Here is a 20,034-nt window from a genome sequence, read left to right on the forward strand (position 1 = left end):
CGTTGTGGGTATCGATTCCGTCGTCAAGGCCGGCCCGGTCATCCCGGTGCTGCAGTTCCAATCTGTCGATGAAGGCGTCAAGGTGTGCCGCGCGCTGTACGAGGGCGGTATCCGCACGTTCGAGATCACGATGCGCACGCCGGTGGCGCTGGATGTGATCCGTGCGGTGGTGAAGGACCTGGGCAGCGATGCCATCGTCGGCGCCGGCACGCTCACGCGGCCGGAGCACTTTGTGCAGGCGCGCGATGCCGGAGCCGTGTTTGCCGTGTCGCCCGGCATCACGACGGCACTCGCGCTGGCGCAGGCAGAGTCGGGACTGGACTGGCTACCGGGCATCATCACGCCCTCAGAACTGATCACTGCGCTGGAGTTCGGCCTGACCACGCTGAAGTTCTTCCCGGCCGAAGCGGCTGGCGGCATCCCGATGCTCAAGTCGATCTACGGGCCGTTTGGCGATGTGCGTTTCTGCCCGACCGGCGGCATCACACCGCAAAGCGCGCCCGAGTACCTCGCCCTGCCCAACGTGGTGTGTGTCGGCGGCTCGTGGATGGTGCCCAAGGACAAGGTCGCGGCCGGCGACTGGGCAGGCATCACGGCACTCGCCAAGGAAGCGGCCGCGCTCAAGCGGTAATCAACGTCACCTCTCTCGCGCGGCCGGCTTTGGCTTTAGACGAAGCTGACCGCGCGCTCCATCTGCTCCCGATATTGAACGATGTCTTCAATGGTCAGCACCGGCAGGTTGTGCTGATCGGCGAAGCGCACCGCGTCGTCACGGCGCGCCATGGTGCCGTCGGGCAGCATCAATTCGCACAGCACGGCGGCCGGCGGCAAGCCTGCCAAGCGTGCCAGGTCGACCGAGCCTTCGGTATGGCCACGCCGCGCCAGCACCCCGCCCTCCCTTGCCACCAGCGGAAACACGTGCCCCGGGCTGACGACCGATTGCGTATCGGCATCTGCCGCGATGGCCGCGCGGATGGTCGTGATGCGATCCGCCGCCGATACGCCGGTGCTCACGCCTGTGCGTGCCTCGATCGACACCGTGAACGCCGTGCCGTATTGGCTGCGGTTGTCTTCCACCATCGGGCGCAAGCCGAGCGATGCGCTCTTCTCTGCCGTCAGGCACAGGCAGACGATGCCGCTGCACTCGCGAATCAGCATGGCCATGCTGGCCTGCGTGAGCTTGTCGGCAGCGACGATGAGGTCGGCCTCGTTCTCGCGATCGGCATCGTCGAGCACGACAACGGGCACGCCGAGGCGCACGGCATCGAGGGCGGCGGCCATGCGCGCAGGCATGTCGGCCGGGTCGAAGCGGGCGTCGAAGGCATCAAGAATCACATTGCTGGCAGGCAATGCGGGCGGGTGAACCGCGGGGGATTGCTGAGTGGACAACATGGAAACGCTCCTCGCAAGATTGGCGACAAGACGTTCCAGGGCAAGCAGACAAACACGCGCGAGCCATACAGCGGCGCAGCCCGGCACAAGGCCAGGCGCGCGCCTGTAGCACGGGCGTGTTGTTCCGCACATCTTCTTCCATCCGGACTCTGACCGTCGGCCCCGGCATCTCACCGGATCTGCTGACCCTCCCATGCAGGCGCATGGAAGGCGCTCGCGGGCTCACGGACACATGTGTCCGCATACCGCCGGTGGGGAATTCCACCCCGCCCTGAAGACGTACTGAACCGGCAGGATCGCCGGCAAGCGCAATGCTACCGCAACAGGTTGCAACGATTCGACCCTACTGACGGGTCGGGCAAAGCGCTATCCCGCTAGCTCGCTCTCTGTGCCCGAGCCAACATGGCGTGCAGCAGCACATCGGCGCCGCGCGTCACATCTTCGGGCAACGCATCTTCGGCTTCGTTGTGGCTCAGACCGTTGACGCACGGGATGAAGATCATCGCCGTCGGGCAATGCTTGGCGATGTGGATGGCGTCGTGCCCCGCGCCGCTCACGATGCGCTGATGCCGGTAGTCGAGGGCTTCCACCGCATCGGCCACCGCCTTCACGCAAACGGGGTCGAACGGCGTGGCCGGGCTGCCCCAATGCTGGTCGATCTGCACGGTTAGGCCACGGCGCTCGGCAATGTCGGCAAAGCGCTCCCGCAGCGTCGACTCCATCTCGGCGATGCGCGCATCTTCGTGGTGGCGCAAGTCCACCGTGAAAGTCAGATCGGCGGCGATGGTGTTGCGCGAAGCATTGAGGATGCCGAGTTCGCCAATGGTCACCAAGCCGTGCGGGGCAAACATCTCGACCAGCGTTTCCAGCGACGCGGCCATCTCCGCTGCCGTGAACATCGCATCGCGCCGGAAGCGCATTGGCGTGGTGCCCGCATGCGCCGCCTGGCCCTGCACGCGCACATCAAGCCAACAGATCGCCTGCCCACCCGTGACGACGCCAATTGGCACGCCGTTCTCTTCCAGGATCGGCCCTTGCTCGATATGCGCCTCGAAATACGCATCGAACGGCGTACCGGGGATGGCGCGTTCGCCTGCGTAGCCGCTCGCCACCAGCGCATCGGCCACAGAAACGCCTTGCCCATCGCGCGAGGCCAGTGCCTGTTCCAGCGGCATCACGCCCGCAAATGCAGCAGAACCCAACATGGCGGGCGTGAAGCGTGCCCCCTCTTCGTTGGTCCACACAACAATCTCGATGGGCTTATCGGTTTCGATGCCCGCGTCGTTGAGCGTGCGCACGACTTCCAGCGCGGCCAGCACACCGTAGACACCATCGAAGCACCCGCCTTCGGGCTGCGTGTCGAGATGGCTGCCGCTCGCCACGGGGCGGGCTTGCGCCGATTTGCCGGCGCGGCGCGCAAACAGATTGCCGACGCGGTCGGTGCTGAGCGTCATGCCCGCGTCTTCGCACCAGCGCGCGAACAACGCGCGGCCGGCCACGTCTTCTTCCGTGAGCGCCAAGCGCCGCACACCGCCTTTTGGCGTGGCACCGACCGCCGCCATTTCCATCAGGCTCGACCACAGCCGCGCCCCGTTGACCTTCAACATGTCTCCATTCCTTTGCACGCACGCCGACCGGCTCGGCGCATTCAGCCGTCTTTATCTGGCAATCGCAAAATGCGCGTCAAATTGCGAATGTTTATTCGGCCTATAAGTCAGGCAAATACTGCTGGCGTAAAGCGTGCATTCCGTCGTTACGGAGACAGGCGCTGAAGGCCAACGGCGAAAAGTGTGCGTCGCGGATTCCGGCCGAGGCACTCGTGGAGGTAGGCGTCGACCGGGGCTTTATCCATGCATGCGAGAGGCCAGGGCAAGACATTTAGCCAGGCTGACGATCCGCTAACCCTGCATCGACTAGAATCCAAGCCTTTCCGACCGTGCTTGCTATCGCCCCCCGCATGGAATCCCGCCCAGTCTCCTCCCGCCGCTCGCCATGGATGGCGTTGCTTGTCGTCGCGCTCGTCGCCGTATTCCTCGCGCTGTGGACGGACGACCTGTTCCAGCGATCCACCCTCTTCCGGCCAGATGAAGGCCGCTATGCGGAGATCCCGCGCGAGATGGTGGCTTCCGGTGACTGGGTAACGCCCCGCCTGAACGATCTCAAATACTTCGAGAAGCCGCCTCTGCAATACTGGACGACGGCCGCCACGTTCCAGGCGTTCGGCGTCAATGCCTGGGGCGCGCGCCTGTGGCCAGTGCTGTTCGGCCTGGGTGGGATCCTGATGACGGCCTGGACGCTGGCGGCCTATCGCGGTGGGCGCACGGCGGCAACGGGCGCGGCGATTCTCGCCTCGTCGCTGCTGTATCTGCTGTTCGGGCAGGTCATCACCCTCGACATGGGCGTGGGTTTTTTCCTGACGGTCGGTGCGTGCGGCTTCGCGCTGGCGCAGCGGCCCGGTGCATCGCGTCGCGGGCAGCTCGCGTGGATGCTGGTGGTCTGGCTGGCGCTGGCGGGCGCGACGCTCACCAAGGGCTTGATCGGGCTGGTCGTCCCGGGCTTGATCGGCGTGGCCTACCTGCTGATGACGCGCGACTGGGCACTGATCCGCCGCATGCATTGGCTACCCGGCCTTGCGCTGTACCTGATCGCCACGGTGCCGTGGTTCGTCGTCGTGCAGGAGCGCAACCCGGAGTTCTTCCACTTCTTCTTCATCCACGAGCATTTTGAGCGCTTCCTGACCAACGAGCACCATCGCAGCGGCAAGTGGTGGTACTTCATAGCGGTGGGCCTGGCTGGGCTGCTGCCGTGGACGCCGCTGCTGTTTGCGGCCATCGGCCGGCGCATGGGGCGCGTGGCGGATCTGTTCGTCGGCACGCGACAATTTGACCTGATGCGCTGGTCGATTGCGTGGGCGGGAATGATTTTCCTGTTCTTCTCGATATCCAACTCGAAGCTGCCGGGCTACATCGTGCCGGCCTTCCCCGCACTGGCGATTGTGCTGGCCCTGGCGCTGGAGAAGATGCCCACGCGCGCTGTTGCGTGGTCGCTGGGCGTCAATCTGCTGATCGCCGTCGGCCTGTGGTTTGCGGTGCCAATGATCGGCGCCAAGGCCGGCGCGAAAATGCCCGCCCAGCAGGTTGCGGTGGCCATGCCTGCGTTGCGCGAGGTGATGGTCATGCTGGCCGTCGGTACGCTGGCCGCTCTCATGGCGCTGCGCTGGCAGAAGCGCACCGTGGCCGTGATCGTGCTGTCGATCTCGGCCCTGCTCTGCTGGGACCGCGTGCTCAACGCCAGCGAGATCTTCCGCGATGCACTGTCCGCCCGCGACGTCATTGAAAAAACCTTGAACGCAACGGGCCCGATTCCCGACGAAACCCCTTTCTACTCGGTCGAGTGGCTAGATCAGACGGCCATCTACTACCTAGGTCGACCGATGACGCTGGTCTCGGGCTTTGACGAATTGGAGATGGGCGCCGGCTTGGAGCCGAGCAAGGTCATTGCCACCACGGACGAATGGATCAAGCGTTGGACCGATGGCCCTCCCGCCTACGCATTCATGCGTCGCACGACATGGCAGAAATTGCATGACGCCGGCGTGCCGATGCGCCTGGTGGCGGAATCTGCCGACAAGGTGGTGGTGGCGCGGCGGTAGACGCATCTCCAAACAATCGCACCCTCCAAACGAAAGGGCCGCAACATCAGCGGCCCTTTTTATTGCCTGCGGCAACTGCCGCCACTTACCACGTGCAACTGCCGCGCAGGAACGCCCATTCCTCGCATTCATCTCCGCCTGGGCTGACGCAGGTTCCAACGTCAGCCCCGTTGGCACGCGTGGAAAACTCAAGTTGACCGCCGCGCTGGAGACAATACGTGGATGCCGGATTCGCCATGCCCGGCGTTGCGCGCGGGGGTTCGGTGTCCGCGGCGGGCGGTGACGCGTAAGCCGGCGGTTGCGGCTGTACCGGCTGCACGGCCGGTGAAGGCGGCAGCGTCGTAACGGGTGCGGGTGCGGGTGCGGGTGCGGGTGCGGGTGCGGGTGCGGGTGCGGGCGGTGGCGCAGGCTGGATGGTCATGCGCGGCGGCTGCCACGGAGGCATCGGCGACGAGCAGGCCGCCAGACCCATCGCCAGCACACACGCGGCAACGGCGGCGGTTATGCGGGCTTGGCCGGCATCCTTGACGAGACAGACAGCGCGATTCATGCGTTTTCCTCCCGGAGTTCTGGTGAACGCACGCAACAAGCGTGCTTGCCTCGCCTAGGATAGCTCACGCAATCGCTTGCCCGTGTGTCAGTCGGGCAATCAGTCGGGCGATCGGGCGATCAAGCCGCCGCTGTTGAGGCCGGAAACCGCATGGTGACGCGAAACCCCGGCGACGGCGCGTCCGCCGCCGACGGGCCGACCGCGAGATCCCCGCCCAGGTGGCGCACCAGCCGATCGACGATTGCCAGCCCCAGCCCGCAATGCGCATTGCCGCCGCGCGCCGGATCCAGGCGCACAAAAGGCCGCATGACGCGGTCAAAGTCGGCAGCGGGGATGCCAGCACCGTGGTCTTCCACCGTCAGCGTATAGCCGGTTTCGTCCGCCGCGGTGCGCACGTTCACCGGCTCGGCGCCATACGCGAACGCGTTGTCGAGCAGATTGACGACGATGCGCTCAAGATGCGTCGGCTTGAGGCGGAAGCGATCGCCAGCATGCAGATCGAGCGCGACATGCTTGCCGTGCTCGGCAAAGGGCTGCACCAGGCCGCGCAGATGGCGGTCGACCGACACCTCGCGCGCCTCGCTGTCGCCGCTCTGCGCATAGGCGAGGAACTGCTCGACGATGGCCGACATGGATTCGACATCGCGTTCGATACCGGCGCCGGCTTTCTGGTCAGCCAGCATTTCGGCACGCAGGCGCAAGCGCGACAGCGGCGTCTTCAGGTCGTGCGCAATGCCGGCCAGCATGGTGTTGCGCTCTTCGTCGGCAGCCGACAGGTCAGCAGCCATATGGTTGAACTGGTCGGTCAACTGGCGGAGTTCATACGGGCCGCGCTCCTTGAGCGGTGCCACGTAGCGGCGCCGGGCCAGCGCACCCGCAGCATCGGCCAGCTCGCGCACGGGGCGCTGGATCTGCCACGCCGCAAACAGCGAGAACGCGATGGCAATCGCCAGCACCACCATCACGCCCGGCACCACAGCCGAGATGGTGGGCGGCGCATGCACCCACACCAGGGGCATGGCAATCCACTTATTGCGCTGCGAAAAACGCACGAACACGCGTGGCGTGGGGCCTGCTTCGAGCCGCAACTGTGTGTCGGATGGCAAACGGCGCGCCAGTTGTCGCACCAACTCCGCAGACTTGTCCGATGCCGAAGACGCGTCGCCCGAGGGCGGCTCATCGGTTTCGGTCACGAGATCGGGCAGCTTCACATGCAGATGGCCGTCCATCGCTGCCTGGAAGGCCTGCAACTGGAACGCCATCTGATCTACCGAAGCCTGGAACTGTCGCTCGCGGCGCTCGGCGCGCAGCACGCCCAGCCACGAGAAGTGGCTCAGCACAAGCACCACCACGATCAGCACCGCCAGCCGGCCGAACAGCGTGTCGAATCTAGCCTTGAACTTCATTGGCCTCTTCCCGCTCGTCCGGCACGAAGGTGTAGCCGCGGCCGCGCACGGTCTGGATGTATCGCGGGCGCTGGGCGTCCTCTTCCAGCACGCGGCGCAGGCGCCAGATCTGTACGTCGATGCCCCGATCGGACACACCGCTGCCCGGTCCGTACATCAGCTCGACGATGTGCTCGCGCGTGAGCACCTGCATCGCATGCCCGATCAGCAGCTTGAGCAGCGCGAATTCGGTATCGCTGATCGACAGTGCGGTGTCGCCGCGAAACAGCGTGCGCATGCGGAAGTTGAGCTTGAACGGGCCGAAGCTGAAGCTGTCGCGGTCTTCCGGTGCGGAGGCCGGCACGGAAAGGCGCCGGCGCAGCACCGCGTTGATACGGGCGAGCAGCTCGCGCGGCGAGAACGGCTTGCCGAGATAGTCGTCGGCGCCGATTTCCAGGCCGATGATGCGATCGATCTCATCGCTGCGGGCCGTGAGCAGGATGACAGGCACATCGTCATTGCGAGCGCGCAGGTCGCGCAGGGCGGACAGGCCATCCACCTTGGGCATCATCAGGTCGAGCACGACAAGGGCCGGGCGCTCCCGTTCGAGCCGGGCGCCCAGCCCATCGCCGTCGTGCAGCACGGAAACGGCAAAACCCTGCTGGGTCAGGTATTCGCGCAGAAGGTCGCGCAGTTCGACGTCGTCATCGACGACCAGGATCTTGGTGCCGCTCATCTGTCTGGTGGAGTGTCTGGTAGACGCAGGAAGGTGTGCTCATGATAGCGATTGTGGCCACCACGAATCGCGCGCACTTTCACCATATTGTTTCGCCCGGTAACACCGCGATGGGTTTGTAATCTGCCGTAATAGAACCCGCTGCGCGACTCATTCTTCGCAAAGACGTTGCCTTTAAGCTGCGGTTTAACTGGCACGGGCGCCAGCTATCATGTGCGCTCGTCCCCATATTGCTAAGAACAGGAACGCCAACATGTCCGATCCCAAGGACCAGAAGCCCGGCCAGTTTGACGACGCCGGCCGCCGTACGCACGAGGGGACAGAGACGCCCAACGAGGTGTCTTCGACGCTGCTGCCGCCCCCGCGCGAAGGTGGCAAGCGCCGCCGCTGGGGCATCTGGGTGGTGATCATCATCCTGGTGTTGATCGGCTATGCGGTCTATCACGCGAAGTACCGCAACGCGGGCGGCCCCGGTGGGCGAGGTGGCCCCGGTGGCCGCGGCGCGGCCATGGCCGGCAAGCCGATGCCCGTGATGGTCGGCACGGCCGTCAAGGGCGACATCAACGTGGTGCTGTCGGCGCTGGGCAATGTCACGCCGGTCAACAACGTGACGGTCAAGACGCGCGTGGACGGCCAGCTCGTGCGCCTGGCGTTTACCGAGGGCCAGACCGTCAAGGCCGGCGACCTGCTGGCCGAGGTCGACCCGCGCACCTATCAGGCGCAGCTCGCCCAGGCGGAAGGTCAGCTTGCGCGCGATCAGGCACTGCTGCAAAACGCCAAGCTCGACCTGCAGCGCTACCAGACGCTGCTCTCGCAGGATTCGATCTCCAAGCAGCAGGTGGATACGCAGGCAGCGCTGGTGCGTCAGTACGACGGCACGGTCAAGCTGGATCAGGGCAACGTCGACAACGCCCGCGTGCAGCTTTCCTACACGCGCATCACCGCGCCGGTGTCTGGCCGGGTTGGCCTGCGCCAAGTCGATCCGGGCAACATCATTCATGCGTCGGACACCAACGGCATCGTGGTCATCACGCAGATCGACCCGATCACCGTCATCTATTCCATTCCTGAAGACAACCTGCCCAAGGTCATGCCGCGCCTGCAGTCCGGCGACAAGTTGCAGGTGGAAGCCTGGGACCGCGGCCAGACCACGCAGCTCGCGCGCGGCGTGCTCATGACGGTAGATAACACCATCGACAACACCACCGGTACGGTGAAGCTGCGTGCGCAGTTCCCGAACCAGAACGCCATGCTGTTCCCGAACCAGTTCGTGAACGTGCGCATGCGGGTGGATACGCTGCGCGACGTGGTGATCGTGCCGGGCGCCGCCATCCAGCGCGGCACGCAGGGCACCTTCGTCTACGTGGTGGGCGACGACAACAAGGTCGCGCTGCGCGTGGTGAAGCTGGGCGTGACCGAAGGGGAACGCGTGTCGGTTGCGCAAGGCCTGCAGCCGGGCGAGCGCGTGGTGATCGACGGCGCCGACAAGCTGCGCGACGGCTCGCCGGTCGAGGTGATCCAGCCGGGTGCAGCCGCAAGCGCCCCTGCCGCCGGCCAACCCCATCAGGGCGGGCGTCATCGCCGTGGCCAGGGTGGCGATTCGGCACCCGCCGCAAGTGCGCCGGCTGCCAAGCCGTAAGCCCTGAGTCGTGCATTGCGTGCACGCGCCTGACGAAGTCTTCTGTTCCGAGCTGGCATGAATCCCTCCCGAATCTTCATCCTCCGGCCCGTGGCGACCACGCTGTTGATGGTCGCCATCCTGCTCTCGGGCCTGGTGGCGTACCGGATGCTGCCGCTCTCCGCGCTGCCCGAGGTCGATTACCCGACCATCCAGGTGACGACGCTGTACCCGGGGGCCAGCCCCGACGTGATGACCTCGTCCATCACGGCACCGCTGGAGCGGCAGTTCGGGCAGATGCCCGGCCTGAAGCAGATGACGTCGTCCAGCTCGGGCGGCGCCTCGGTCATCACGCTGCAGTTTGACCTGTCGCTCTCGCTCGACATTGCCGAGCAGGAAGTGCAGGCGGCCATCAACGCCGCTGGCAACCTGCTGCCGAACGACCTGCCGATGCCGCCGATCTACAGCAAGGTGAACCCGGCCGACGCGCCGATCCTCACGCTGGCGATCACCTCCAACACGATGCCGTTGCCCAAGCTGGAAGACCTGGTCGACACGCGCATCGCGCAAAAGCTGTCGCAGTTGCCGGGCATTGGCCTGGTCAGCATCAGCGGCGGGCAGCGGCCGGCCGTACGCATCCAGGCGAACACGTCGGCGCTGGCGGCGCTCGGGCTGTCGATCGACGACATCCGCACTGCCATCGGCACCGCCAACGTGAACGGCGCCAAGGGCAGCTTCGACGGCCCGATGCGCGCCTCCACCATCGATGCCAACGACCAGCTCAAGTCGGCCGCCGAGTACGGCAAGATGATCGTCGCCTACAAGAACGGCGCGCCCATTCGCCTGACCGATGTGGCGCAGATCGTTGACGGCGCTGAAAACCGCAAGCTGGCCGCGTGGTCCAACACCACCCCCGCCATCATCCTGAACGTGCAGCGCCAGCCTGGCGCCAATGTGATCGAGGTGGTGAATCGCGCCAAGGCGTTGTTGCCGCAACTTAAGGACACGCTGCCCGGCAACGTTGAGGTGTCGCTGCTCACCGACCGCACCACCACGATTCGCGCCTCGGTATCGGATGTGCAGTTCGAACTGATGCTTGCCGTGGCGCTGGTCGTGATGGTGATCTTCCTGTTCCTGCGTAACGTGCCGGCCACGGTCATTCCGGCGGTGGCGGTGCCACTGTCGCTGGTGGGTACGTTCGGTGTCATGTACCTGGCGGGTTTTTCAATCAACAACCTCACGCTGATGGCGCTCACGATTGCCACCGGCTTCGTGGTCGACGATGCCATCGTCATGATCGAAAACATCGCCCGCTACATCGAAGAGGGCGACCCGCCAATGGAGGCCGCGCTCAAGGGCTCCAAGCAGATCGGTTTCACGATCATCTCGCTCACGTTCTCGCTCATCGCCGTGCTGATTCCGCTGCTGTTCATGGGCGACGTGGTTGGGCGGCTGTTCCGCGAGTTTGCAATCACGCTTGCAGTGTCGATCCTGATCTCGGCCGTGGTGTCGCTCACGCTCACGCCGATGATGTGTGCACGACTGCTCAAGCACATTCCCGAAGCTGAGCAATCGCGCTTCTATCACGCTGCGGGCGCGTTCTTCGACAACGTCATCGCGCGGTACGGCCGCATGCTGCAATGGGTGCTTGATCGGCAGAAGACCACGCTGCTGGTGGCCATCGGCACGCTGGTCCTGACGGCCCTGCTCTATGTGGTGGTGCCCAAGGGTTTCTTCCCGGTGCAGGACACCGGCGTGATCCAGGGCATTTCGGATGCGTCTCAGTCCATTTCGTTCTCGGCCATGGCCGAGCGGCAGCAGAAGCTGGCCGAGGTGGTGCTCAAAGACCCTGCGGTCGAGAGCCTGTCGTCGTTCATCGGCGTGGATGGCGTGAACACCACGCTCAACAGCGGCCGCATGCTGATCAACCTCAAGCCGAAGGATAAACGCGACGCCGACGCCACCGAGATCATTCAGCGCCTGCAGCCCGAATTGGCCAAGGTGGCGGGTATCTCGCTATACATGCAGCCGGTGCAGGACCTGACGATTGAAGACCGCGTGAGCCGCACGCAGTACCAGTTCACCGTGGAAGATCCGGACCCGAACAACCTTTCGAAGTGGGTGCCGAAACTCGTTGAACGCCTGCAGCAGACCAACGAACTGCGCGACGTGGCGAGTGACCTGCAGGACAACGGCTTGCGTGCCTACGTACAGGTCGACCGCGACAAGGCGGCGGTGTACGGCATCACGATGGCGGCGGTGGACAGCGTGCTGTACAGCGCCTACGGCCAGCGCCTGGTTTCGACCATCTTCACGCAATCGAACCAATACCGCGTGGTGCTCGAAACGGACCCGAAGATGCAGCTTGGGCCGCAATCGTTGTATGACCTGCACGTGGCATCGAGCAGTGGCCAACAGATTCCGTTGGGCGCGTTTGCCACGGTGGTAGAACAACCGGGCTCGCTGGTAGTGAACCACCAGGGGCAATTCCCGGCGGCCACCATTTCGTTCAACCTGGCGCCGCATGCATCGCTGGGTGCAGCGGTCGACACGATCAATGCCGTCGAACAGGAAATCGGTCTGCCGGCCAGCATGCAGACCAGTTTCCAGGGCGCGGCGCTGGCGTTCCGTGCGTCGCTGTCGAATCAGTTGTGGCTGATCCTGGCCGCTGTCATCACGATGTACATCGTCCTGGGCGTGTTGTACGAAAGCACGATCCACCCGGTGACGATTCTGTCGACACTGCCGTCGGCCGGCGTAGGTGCCCTGCTGTCGCTGCTGGTTTCGGGCAAGGACATGGGCATCATCGCCATCATCGGGATCATCCTGCTGATCGGTATCGTCAAGAAGAACGCGATCATGATGATCGACTTCGCGCTGGAGGCCGAGCGCGAACAGGGCATGGCCCCGCGCGACGCCATCTACCAGGCATGTCTGCTGCGCTTCCGCCCGATTCTGATGACGACGATGGCCGCCCTGTTGGGTGCCCTGCCGCTGATGCTGGGCACCGGCGTGGGCTCCGAGCTGCGTCAGCCGCTGGGGATCACGATGGTGGGCGGCCTGCTGGTCAGTCAGGTGCTGACGCTGTTCACCACGCCGGTCATCTATCTGGCCTTCGACAACCTGGGTGAACGCCTGCGTGACTGGCGCGCTCGCCGCGCTGCCCGACGCCACGGCGCTGCGGGCCCCAACCAGTCTGGCGGACCGCGATGAATCTGTCCGCGACCTTCATCGCCCGGCCTGTTGCCACGGCGCTGCTGACCATCGGCGTGGCGTTGGCCGGTATCGCAGCGTTCCGCTTGCTGCCGGTATCGCCGCTGCCGCAGGTGGACTTTCCGACCATCTCGGTCAACGCATCGCTGCCGGGTGCCAGTCCTGAAACCATGGCGGCTACCGTGGCAACGCCTCTGGAACGCTCGCTCGGCCGCATCGCGGGCATTACCGAGATGACCTCGTCCAGCTCGCTCGGTTCGTCACGGATCACGCTGCAGTTTGATCTGTCGCGCGACATCGACGGCGCCGCACGCGACGTGCAGGCCGCCATCAATGCGTCGCGCAGCCTGCTGCCCTCGGGCTTGCCGAGCAACCCGACGTATCGCAAGGTCAATCCGGCCGATGCACCTATCATGATCGTGGGGCTGACGTCCGACACCAAGTCGCGCGGGGAGCTGTACGACGCGGCCTCGACGATCCTCGCGCAGAAGCTGTCGCAAGTGAACGGCGTGGGTCAGGTCACCATCGGCGGTGCGTCGCTGCCGGCGGTGCGGGTAGAGCTGAACCCGATGGCGCTGAACAAGTACGGCATCTCGATGGAGACCGTGCGCACCGTCATCGCCAGCACCAACGCGAACAAGCCCAAAGGCATGATGGAATCCGGCGAACGCGTCTGGACCATCTACGCCAACGACCAGGCCAAGAAGGCTGCCGAATACCAGTCACTCATCGTCGCCTGGCGCAACGGCTCGCCGGTGCGGCTGGCCGACGTGGCAGACGTCAGCGACAGCGTTCAGGACATCCGCAATTACGGCTCAGCCAACGGCAAGCCGTCGGTGCTGCTCATCATCAGCCGGCAGCCTGGCGCCAACATCATCGACACGGTCGACCGCATCAACGACATCCTGCCGTACCTGCGCAATACCATTCCCGCGCAGATCAACCTCGATGTGATGATGGACCGCACGCCCACCATCCGCGCCTCGCTCAGGGATGTCGAACGCACGCTGGTGCTGTCGATCGCGCTGGTGATCATGGTGGTGTTTTTGTTCCTGCGCAACGTGCGGGCAACGCTCATTCCGAGCGTGGCCGTGCCGGTCTCGCTCATCGGCACATTCGGGGTGATGTACCTCTGCGGCTACAGCCTCGACAACCTCTCGCTGATGGCGTTGACCGTGGCGACAGGCTTTGTGGTGGACGACGCCATCGTCGTGCTGGAAAACGTCTCGCGCCACATCGAAAACGGCATGCGGCCCATGCAGGCCGCGCTCAAGGGCGCGCGCGAGGTCGGCTTCACCGTGGTGTCGATGAGCCTGTCGCTGATTGCCGTATTCATCCCGCTGCTGATGATGGGCGGCATCGTCGGGCGGCTGTTCCGTGAGTTTGCGGTGACGCTGTCGGTGGCCATCCTGGTGTCGCTGGTGGTGTCGCTCACCACCACGCCGATGATGTGCGCGCGCTTGCTCAAGCCCGCCGCCGAGGAAGAGCATGGCTGGTTCCACCGCAAGACTGAAGGCTTCTTCACCTTCCTGCTCGACATCTACCGCAACTCGCTGGCGTGGGCGCTGCGGCACAGCTGGCTCACGCTGCTGATCCTGTTGGCGACGATCTGCCTGAACGTCTATCTGTACGTCATCGTGCCCAAGGGATTCTTTCCGCAGCAGGACACAGGCCGCGTGATCGGCAACATCCAGGCGGACCAGGCCATCTCGTTCCAGGCCATGCGCACGAAGGTGACCGACTTCATCCACATCATCCAGCAGGACCCTGCGGTTGAAAACGTGGTCGGCTTCACGGGCGGCAGCCAGCGGAACAGCGGCTTCATGTTCATCCAGCTCAAGCCATTGGCCGAGCGAAAGCTCTCTGCCGATCAGGTGATCAATCGGCTGCGGGGCAAGCTGGCACGCGAGCCAGGCGCGAGCCTGTTCCTGCAATCGGTACAGGACATCCGCGTGGGCGGCCGGGCCAGCAATGCGCAGTACCAATACACGTTGCAGGCCGATGACCTGAACGAGCTGCGCGCGTGGGACCCGAAGATCAAGCAGGCCCTCACGCAGGTGAAATCGCTGACAGACGTCAACACCGATACGCAGGACAAGGGCTTGCAGACGTCCCTCGTCATTGACCGCGACAAGGCAAAGTCGCTCGGCATCAACCCGAGCGATGTCGACAACGCGCTGAACAACGCGTTCGGACAGCGCCAGGTGTCGACCATCTACAACCCGCTCAACCAGTACCGTGTTGTGATGGAAGCCGCGCCGCAGTACTGGCAGAACCCCGACGGCCTGCGGGACATTTACCTCATCACATCGACGGGCGCGCAGGTGCCGCTGTCGACCTTCTCGCATTACGAGCCCACCAACACGGCGCTGGCGGTCAACCACCAGGGCCAGTTCGCGGCGAGCACGATCTCGTTCAACCTGGCGCCGGGGGCATCGCTGTCGGGTGCCACACAGGACATCCAGGACGCGATGAACCGCATCGGCGTGCCATCCTCCGTGCATGGCAGCTTCCAGGGCACCGCCAAGGCGTTCCAGGATTCGCTCTCGAGCCAGCCGGTGCTGATCCTGTTTGCGCTCATCACCATCTACATCGTCCTGGGCGTGCTGTACGAGAGCTACGTGCACCCGATCACGATTCTGTCGACGCTGCCCTCGGCCGGTGTGGGCGCGCTGCTGGCGCTGATCATCACAGACACGGATTTTTCGATCATCGCGTTGATCGGCGTGATTCTGCTCATCGGTATCGTCAAGAAGAATGCGATCATGATGATTGACTTCGCGCTGGAGGCGGAGCGCAGCCAGGGCATGAGCCCGGCGGATGCGATCTTCCACGCCTGCGTGTTGCGCTTCCGGCCGATCTTGATGACGACGATGGCCGCGCTGCTGGGCGCCCTGCCCCTGGCACTTGGCCGTGGCGACGGTGCGGAGCTGCGCACGCCGCTGGGCATCTCCATCGTCGGGGGGCTGCTGGTCAGCCAGATCCTCACGCTCTACACCACACCGGTGGTCTACCTGGCGCTCGACCGATTGCGTCTGCGTCGCGCCGGCCGCAGCAAGGACGCACCGCTGCCCGCATTGGATTCGCAAGGAAGCTGAACATGACAAGAGGCACTCAAGCCCTTCGTACCTCGCTGCTCGCGTTGGCCGCGTGCGCGCTCGTCTCGGCCTGCGCGGTCGGGCCCGACTACAAGCGCCCCGACGCCGAAGTACCGCAGCAATACAAGGAAGCCGGCGACTGGAAAGTCGCCGACCCGAGCGACGCTATTGCTCGCGGCAAGTGGTGGGAGATCTTCAACGACCCGCAACTGAACGCGCTGGAAGAACAGGTGGCCGCCGCCAACCAGAACATCCTGGTGGCGGAGGCCCAGTACCGCCAGGCCCAGGCGCTGGTGCAATCGGCGCAGGCTTCGTTCTTCCCGACGCTGGGAGCCAGTGCATCGGCCACGCGGAGCCGTTCAGTGCGCACCTCGGTCAACCCCGATGGCAGCCTGTCGACCGGCAACCCCAGCCTGCTGAACTCGCAAAGCCTGTCGCTCAACGCCAGTTGGGAGCTGGACCTGTGGGGCCGCATCCGCCGATCGGTTGAGTCGAACAAGGCTAGCGCGCAAGCCAGCGCAGGCGATTTATCGTCCGCTTTGCTGTCGGCCCAGGCGACGCTTGCGCAGAACTATTTTCAATTGCGTGTCACGGATACCCAGAAGGCCGTCCTGCAACGCACGGTTGCAGATTACGAGCGCTTCCTGAAGCTCACGCAAAACCAGTACGCAGTGGGCGTGGCACAGCGCTCCGATGTGCTGACCGCGCAGACGCAGCTCAAGCAGTCGCAGGCGCTGCTGCTGGATACCGAAGTCACCCGCGCGCAGCTTGAGCACGCCATTGCGGTGCTGATCGGCAAACCGCCGGCGGAATTCTCGCTGGCCCCGGCCACCGCTGCCAGCGCGGCCGACTTGCCCGCCCTGCCCGCCATTCCGCTGGAAGTGCCATCGGCCGTGCTGGAACGCCGCCCAGACATCGCCGCCGCCGAGCGCCGCATGGCCGCTGCCAACGCGCAGATCGGCGTGGCCAAGGCGGCATACTTCCCGACGCTCACGCTGGGCGCATCGGCCGGTTTGGCAGCCAACACGCTCACGCGCCTGGCAACGCTGCCGAGCCGCGTCTGGTCGATCGGCCCGACGCTGGCCGCCACGCTCTTTGATGGCGGCGCGCGTGCAGCCGCCGTCGACAAGGCCGGCGCTGCTTACGATGCGTCGGTCGCCACGTACCGCCAGACCGTGCTGGGCGCGTTTCAGGATGTCGAAGACAACCTTGCCGCCCTTCGGTGGCAGACGCAGGAATTTGGCGTACAGGCCGATGCCGTCAAAGCCGCGCAGGAAGCTGCGCAACTCAATCTGAACCGCTATCGCGCCGGCACGGTGAGCTTCCTGGAAGTCATCACCGCGCAAGCCACGGCCTACAATGCCGAGCGAACCCTGCTCACGCTGCAGGGCAAGCAGTATTCGGCAGCGGTGCTGCTGGTCAAGGCGCTGGGCGGCGGGTGGCACGGCGAAGTGCCGGTGGTTGGCCAGGCGGCGCTGCAGCCCGCGTCCGCGTCGGCCGCGCAATAACCCTCCTCCCGTTGCCGGTGGCCGACGGCGTTTCGCCACCGGCAATGGCCCCTTGTGCGTAAGCCCGCACGCTGTCGGATAGTTCCCCCTATAATCGTCGGAATTTATTTCAGACCGCCCCGATCATCCGGGCCGGCTGACGCGGCAACGGGCGCGCAAATTGCGTCGCCCGATGCCTTGCAAGCCCGCCCGGTGCCATCCCGACCGTCTGTTTGCCTGCCGCCATGTCCGCCGCGCGCGTGGTTGCCGACGCAGTTGCCCCGATTCACGCGCGCCGCTCAACTGACTCCGCTCTCTCTGATGATCCGATCCGCGCTTCCCCGTTCTGCCAAGCTGCTGGCCACCGCCCTGGGCGCCGCCACGCTGTTCGCCGCTCTGCCTGCCCAAGCTGACCCGTCCGTGCGCGCCATCTACGGCAAAGACAACAAGCACGGCATCGAGAAATACGGCGTCGACCTCGACTTCGATTCGGGCTTCCACTGGGGCAATCCGCAAGGCTGGTTCGTGAACCTGGATTGGGAAGTGGCGCTGGGCCAATGGCGCTCGACGAAGGGCACCAACCGCCAAAACATCACAGAATTCGGCGTGACGCCGCTGTTCCGCCTTGAAAAGCGCGGCGGCTCATGGGTACCGTTCATCGAGGCCGGCGTCGGCCCGCGCTTGCTGTCGCACGTCAGCACGTCCAACGAGCACTATTTCAGCACGGCCTTCCAGTTCTCCGACATGATCGGCGTGGGTGTGGCCTTCGGCAGCAAGCAGCAATTCCAGATGGGCTACCGCTTCGAACACCTGTCAAACGCGTCGATCAAGCGCCCCAACCCGGGCACGGATCTGAACGAGCTGTACTTGCGGTACACGTTCTAAAGCCCGAACGTTTGCGACGCTTGAAGAAAGACGGCCTGCCATGCGGCGGGCCGTTTTCTTTTGGCGTACGGTGGTGTATTAACGCGCGTCGGCGTCTCCGTCGAGATTGCGATCGCGCGATCGCATGCCCATCAGCCGCTCGTAATTGAGCGAGGCGTGGAAACCCAGGCCGTTGCCGCCGGCACGTTTGACCTCATACATCGCAGCGTCAGCATTGCGGATGAGCGTCTGCGCGTCATGCCCGTCGGTCGGATACAGCGCCACGCCGGCGCTCACACCCATCGACAGCACATGGCCTTCCACACGGAACGGCGTCTGCAATTGTTCGATCAGGCGTTCCACGGTTAGCGTCACATCGTCGCGCGTGGCGCAATGCGTAAGCACGGCGACAAACTCGTCGCCGCCCAGGCGCGCCACCGTGTCCGAGGCACGCAACCCGCTGCGCAGCCGCATGGCCGTAGCCTTCAGGACGAGATCGCCAACCCCGTGGCCGTATTCATCGTTGACGGGCTTGAAGCGATCGAGATCGATGAACACGACCGCAACCTGGCCGCGCGCGCGACGTGCCGCCTGAATGGCGACGAACAGGCGATCGCGCAACAAACGTGCATTGGGCAGGTCCGTCAGCGGATCGTGCAGCGCGAGGTGGTGCGCTCGGTCCAGCGCCGTGCGCCGCTGTGTCACGTCGAGCAGCGTGCCGCTCACGCGGGTGGCCATGCCCCGGGCATCGCGCTCGGTCACACGACCGCGCGCGGCCACCCAGATCCACTGACCATGGCGCGCGCGCATGCGCTGTTCGACTTCAAAGCTGTCGGCATCGCCGCGCATATGGCGATAAATGCGTCGCGCGCTCAAAGCGGCATCTTGCGGATGCACCATGGCGAACCATGCATCCGGATCGTTGGGCAGGTCCGCCGGCTCGTAGCCGAGCATGTCGGCCGTCCGGCGGTTGAACGACACATGCCGCGCACGCGTGGACCAGTCGAACGTACCCAGCCCCGCGCCGTCCAGCACATAGGCCAGCCGTTGCTCCGACGCGCGCAGCGATTCCAGCGCCAGGCGCCGCGCAGTCACGTCCTGCATCTGCACGACAAGGTGCTCGTTGCCGTCATCGCGTGCCACCGCTACGTCGGTCTGCACCCACACGGTGGTGCCGTCCTGGCGCACCAGGCGCGTTTCCATCGACAGCGCATCGCGCTGACCGGCGAGCAGCGATTCAACGCCATGTCGCGTACGTTCAGTGTGGTCAGGGTGGCACAGGTCGAACAGATCGCGCGCGCGCAGCGCCTGTGCTTCGTGGCCGGTCAGCGCGCACAGCGCACGGTTCACGTCGAGGAAGCGACCCTCCGGCGCGCACAGGCCGATTCCTATCGGCGAATGTTCGATCGCAGCCTTGTACAAGTGGTGGTCCTCAAGCATGGCGATGCTGTTTCGCGAATGCGGCAGTCCCGGGGGCGTGGCTGACATGGTGGCCATCGCGCCGCCGGGGCCCATGACGCAATGTCTGCGTTAGGCGCGCGCGGTGGCGGCTGGCGTGATCCCCGTAACCGGTCTCGTGGTCTGCGTGACAGACCTTGGTGCGTTGCAAGCGCACGAATCGAGGCGGACTATAGAAGCCGCGAGTTAACGGGGCAATCCCTTCCCGCGAGGGGACATGGACCGCGTGCGCGCTTTGGGTCCCCTCGTGCGCGAGATGACGCGAAGGAAACGCGCCCCGCGTCATTCCCGTCTGCGTTTGTCGACGTCGATTGTCGACAGTTGCCCGGCGTCGCCAGACATCTGATCACTGTACACGGCCCCCCTGGGCGAAGCAGTTAGCCGTTCGGTTAGGTCGCGTAGACGCTGCCGCCACGCAACCGTTTGCCACGCAGGTGGCACCCAATCTCCACATTGTGAATGTCTTAAGGTGAAGACAAGGCCGCTCGACCTCATCCGGAAGGACGAAACGCGCAAACGGCCGGCTCCGTTACTATTCTTCAATATCGCTCGGGGGGGCGAATTCAAACATGGCGAGCCGC

At 64.9% G+C, this 20,034-nt stretch carries 13 protein-coding genes and 1 riboswitch; of the genes, 7 read left to right on the plus strand and 6 right to left on the minus strand.

All coding sequences use genetic code 11. From position 1 onward, the window contains the following. The first annotated feature begins 4 nt into the window (after nt 1–4). Nucleotides 5–631 carry a bifunctional 4-hydroxy-2-oxoglutarate aldolase/2-dehydro-3-deoxy-phosphogluconate aldolase gene (locus ACTJK6_RS11295; RefSeq protein ID WP_232039783.1) on the plus strand — a complete coding sequence of 209 codons (627 nt, stop codon included), beginning with the start codon at nt 5–7 and terminating at the stop codon, nt 629–631. Nucleotides 632–666: 35 nt separating this feature from the next. Here the strand turns inward: ACTJK6_RS11295 and ribB are convergent, their stop codons facing one another. Next, nucleotides 667–1,392, minus strand: a complete 726-nt coding sequence (ribB, locus tag ACTJK6_RS11300) for a 3,4-dihydroxy-2-butanone-4-phosphate synthase (RefSeq protein ID WP_414561947.1) — start codon at nt 1,390–1,392, stop codon at nt 667–669. Nucleotides 1,393–1,518: 126 nt separating this feature from the next. Next, a riboswitch (FMN riboswitch) is annotated at nt 1,519–1,675 on the minus strand. 91 nt (nt 1,676–1,766) lie between these two features. Beyond that, a complete protein-coding gene (locus tag ACTJK6_RS11305) occupies nt 1,767–2,999 on the minus strand; it encodes a Zn-dependent hydrolase (protein ID WP_440839060.1) in 1,233 nt (410 codons plus the stop codon). A gap of 350 nt (nt 3,000–3,349) precedes the next feature. Here ACTJK6_RS11305 and ACTJK6_RS11310 point away from each other — a divergent pair, with 350 nt between their 5' ends. Then, entirely contained in the window at nt 3,350–5,044 is a 1,695-nt protein-coding gene (locus tag ACTJK6_RS11310; protein WP_316870791.1) for a glycosyltransferase family 39 protein, read from the plus strand. Nucleotides 5,045–5,129: 85 nt separating this feature from the next. Here the strand turns inward: ACTJK6_RS11310 and ACTJK6_RS11315 are convergent, their stop codons facing one another. The 3 genes from ACTJK6_RS11315 to ACTJK6_RS11325 form a co-directional block, all read right to left on the minus strand. Then, the gene (locus tag ACTJK6_RS11315; protein ID WP_440839061.1) at nt 5,130–5,594 is read right to left on the minus strand and encodes a putative hemolysin; all 465 of its coding nucleotides are present in this window, start codon (nt 5,592–5,594) and stop codon (nt 5,130–5,132) included. A 119-nt stretch (nt 5,595–5,713) separates the two neighbouring features. Next, a complete protein-coding gene (locus ACTJK6_RS11320) occupies nt 5,714–7,000 on the minus strand; it encodes an ATP-binding protein (protein ID WP_440839062.1) in 1,287 nt (428 codons plus the stop codon). Next, complete coding sequence (locus ACTJK6_RS11325; RefSeq protein ID WP_232039789.1) at nt 6,984–7,715, minus strand: response regulator; 732 nt, start codon at nt 7,713–7,715, stop codon at nt 6,984–6,986. Before ACTJK6_RS11325 ends, ACTJK6_RS11320 begins: the two co-directional genes overlap by 17 nt. Before the next feature lie 253 nt (nt 7,716–7,968). Here ACTJK6_RS11325 and ACTJK6_RS11330 point away from each other — a divergent pair, with 253 nt between their 5' ends. The 5 genes from ACTJK6_RS11330 to ACTJK6_RS11350 all read left to right on the plus strand — a co-directional run bounded on the left by ACTJK6_RS11330 (nt 7,969) and on the right by ACTJK6_RS11350 (nt 18,016). Next, nucleotides 7,969–9,354: an MdtA/MuxA family multidrug efflux RND transporter periplasmic adaptor subunit gene (locus ACTJK6_RS11330; RefSeq protein ID WP_440476813.1), complete on the plus strand. Its 1,386-nt coding sequence runs from the start codon at nt 7,969–7,971 to the stop codon at nt 9,352–9,354. A gap of 57 nt (nt 9,355–9,411) precedes the next feature. Beyond that, the gene (locus ACTJK6_RS11335) at nt 9,412–12,546 is read left to right on the plus strand and encodes an MdtB/MuxB family multidrug efflux RND transporter permease subunit (protein ID WP_260801536.1); all 3,135 of its coding nucleotides are present in this window, start codon (nt 9,412–9,414) and stop codon (nt 12,544–12,546) included. Next, nucleotides 12,543–15,644: a multidrug efflux RND transporter permease subunit gene (locus ACTJK6_RS11340; RefSeq protein WP_260801535.1), complete on the plus strand. Its 3,102-nt coding sequence runs from the start codon at nt 12,543–12,545 to the stop codon at nt 15,642–15,644. Before ACTJK6_RS11335 ends, ACTJK6_RS11340 begins: the two co-directional genes overlap by 4 nt. A 2-nt stretch (nt 15,645–15,646) precedes the next feature. Continuing rightward, nucleotides 15,647–17,152, plus strand: coding sequence for an efflux transporter outer membrane subunit (locus ACTJK6_RS11345; RefSeq protein ID WP_440839063.1), 1,506 nt, complete (start codon nt 15,647–15,649; stop codon nt 17,150–17,152). A 300-nt stretch (nt 17,153–17,452) separates the two neighbouring features. Next, a complete protein-coding gene (locus ACTJK6_RS11350; protein ID WP_232039794.1) occupies nt 17,453–18,016 on the plus strand; it encodes an acyloxyacyl hydrolase in 564 nt (187 codons plus the stop codon). A 78-nt stretch (nt 18,017–18,094) separates the two neighbouring features. Here the strand turns inward: ACTJK6_RS11350 and ACTJK6_RS11355 are convergent, their stop codons facing one another. Further along, nucleotides 18,095–19,435: a sensor domain-containing diguanylate cyclase gene (locus tag ACTJK6_RS11355; protein ID WP_232039795.1), complete on the minus strand. Its 1,341-nt coding sequence runs from the start codon at nt 19,433–19,435 to the stop codon at nt 18,095–18,097. Nucleotides 19,436–20,034 lie beyond the last annotated feature (599 nt).

The sequence above is a fragment of the Ralstonia sp. 22086 genome (assembly GCF_052045975.1).
GTDB classification, from domain to species: Bacteria; Pseudomonadota; Gammaproteobacteria; order Burkholderiales; family Burkholderiaceae; genus Ralstonia; species Ralstonia wenshanensis.

What these genes read in the sequence shown, in the direction of transcription:
- ribB (WP_414561947.1), bottom strand. Translation starts at nt 1,392, where the DNA reads ATGTTGTCCACTCAGCAATCCCCCGCGGTTCACCCGCCCGCATTGCCT.
- ACTJK6_RS11305 (WP_440839060.1), bottom strand. Translation starts at nt 2,999, where the DNA reads ATGTTGAAGGTCAACGGGGCGCGGCTGTGGTCGAGCCTGATGGAAATG.
- ACTJK6_RS11310 (WP_316870791.1), top strand. Translation starts at nt 3,350, where the DNA reads ATGGAATCCCGCCCAGTCTCCTCCCGCCGCTCGCCATGGATGGCGTTG.
- ACTJK6_RS11315 (WP_440839061.1), bottom strand. Translation starts at nt 5,594, where the DNA reads ATGAATCGCGCTGTCTGTCTCGTCAAGGATGCCGGCCAAGCCCGCATA.
- ACTJK6_RS11320 (WP_440839062.1), bottom strand. Translation starts at nt 7,000, where the DNA reads ATGAAGTTCAAGGCTAGATTCGACACGCTGTTCGGCCGGCTGGCGGTG.
- ACTJK6_RS11325 (WP_232039789.1), bottom strand. Translation starts at nt 7,715, where the DNA reads ATGAGCGGCACCAAGATCCTGGTCGTCGATGACGACGTCGAACTGCGC.
- ACTJK6_RS11330 (WP_440476813.1), top strand. Translation starts at nt 7,969, where the DNA reads ATGTCCGATCCCAAGGACCAGAAGCCCGGCCAGTTTGACGACGCCGGC.
- ACTJK6_RS11335 (WP_260801536.1), top strand. Translation starts at nt 9,412, where the DNA reads ATGAATCCCTCCCGAATCTTCATCCTCCGGCCCGTGGCGACCACGCTG.
- ACTJK6_RS11340 (WP_260801535.1), top strand. Translation starts at nt 12,543, where the DNA reads ATGAATCTGTCCGCGACCTTCATCGCCCGGCCTGTTGCCACGGCGCTG.
- ACTJK6_RS11345 (WP_440839063.1), top strand. Translation starts at nt 15,647, where the DNA reads ATGACAAGAGGCACTCAAGCCCTTCGTACCTCGCTGCTCGCGTTGGCC.
- ACTJK6_RS11350 (WP_232039794.1), top strand. Translation starts at nt 17,453, where the DNA reads ATGATCCGATCCGCGCTTCCCCGTTCTGCCAAGCTGCTGGCCACCGCC.
- ACTJK6_RS11355 (WP_232039795.1), bottom strand. Translation starts at nt 19,435, where the DNA reads ATGCTTGAGGACCACCACTTGTACAAGGCTGCGATCGAACATTCGCCG.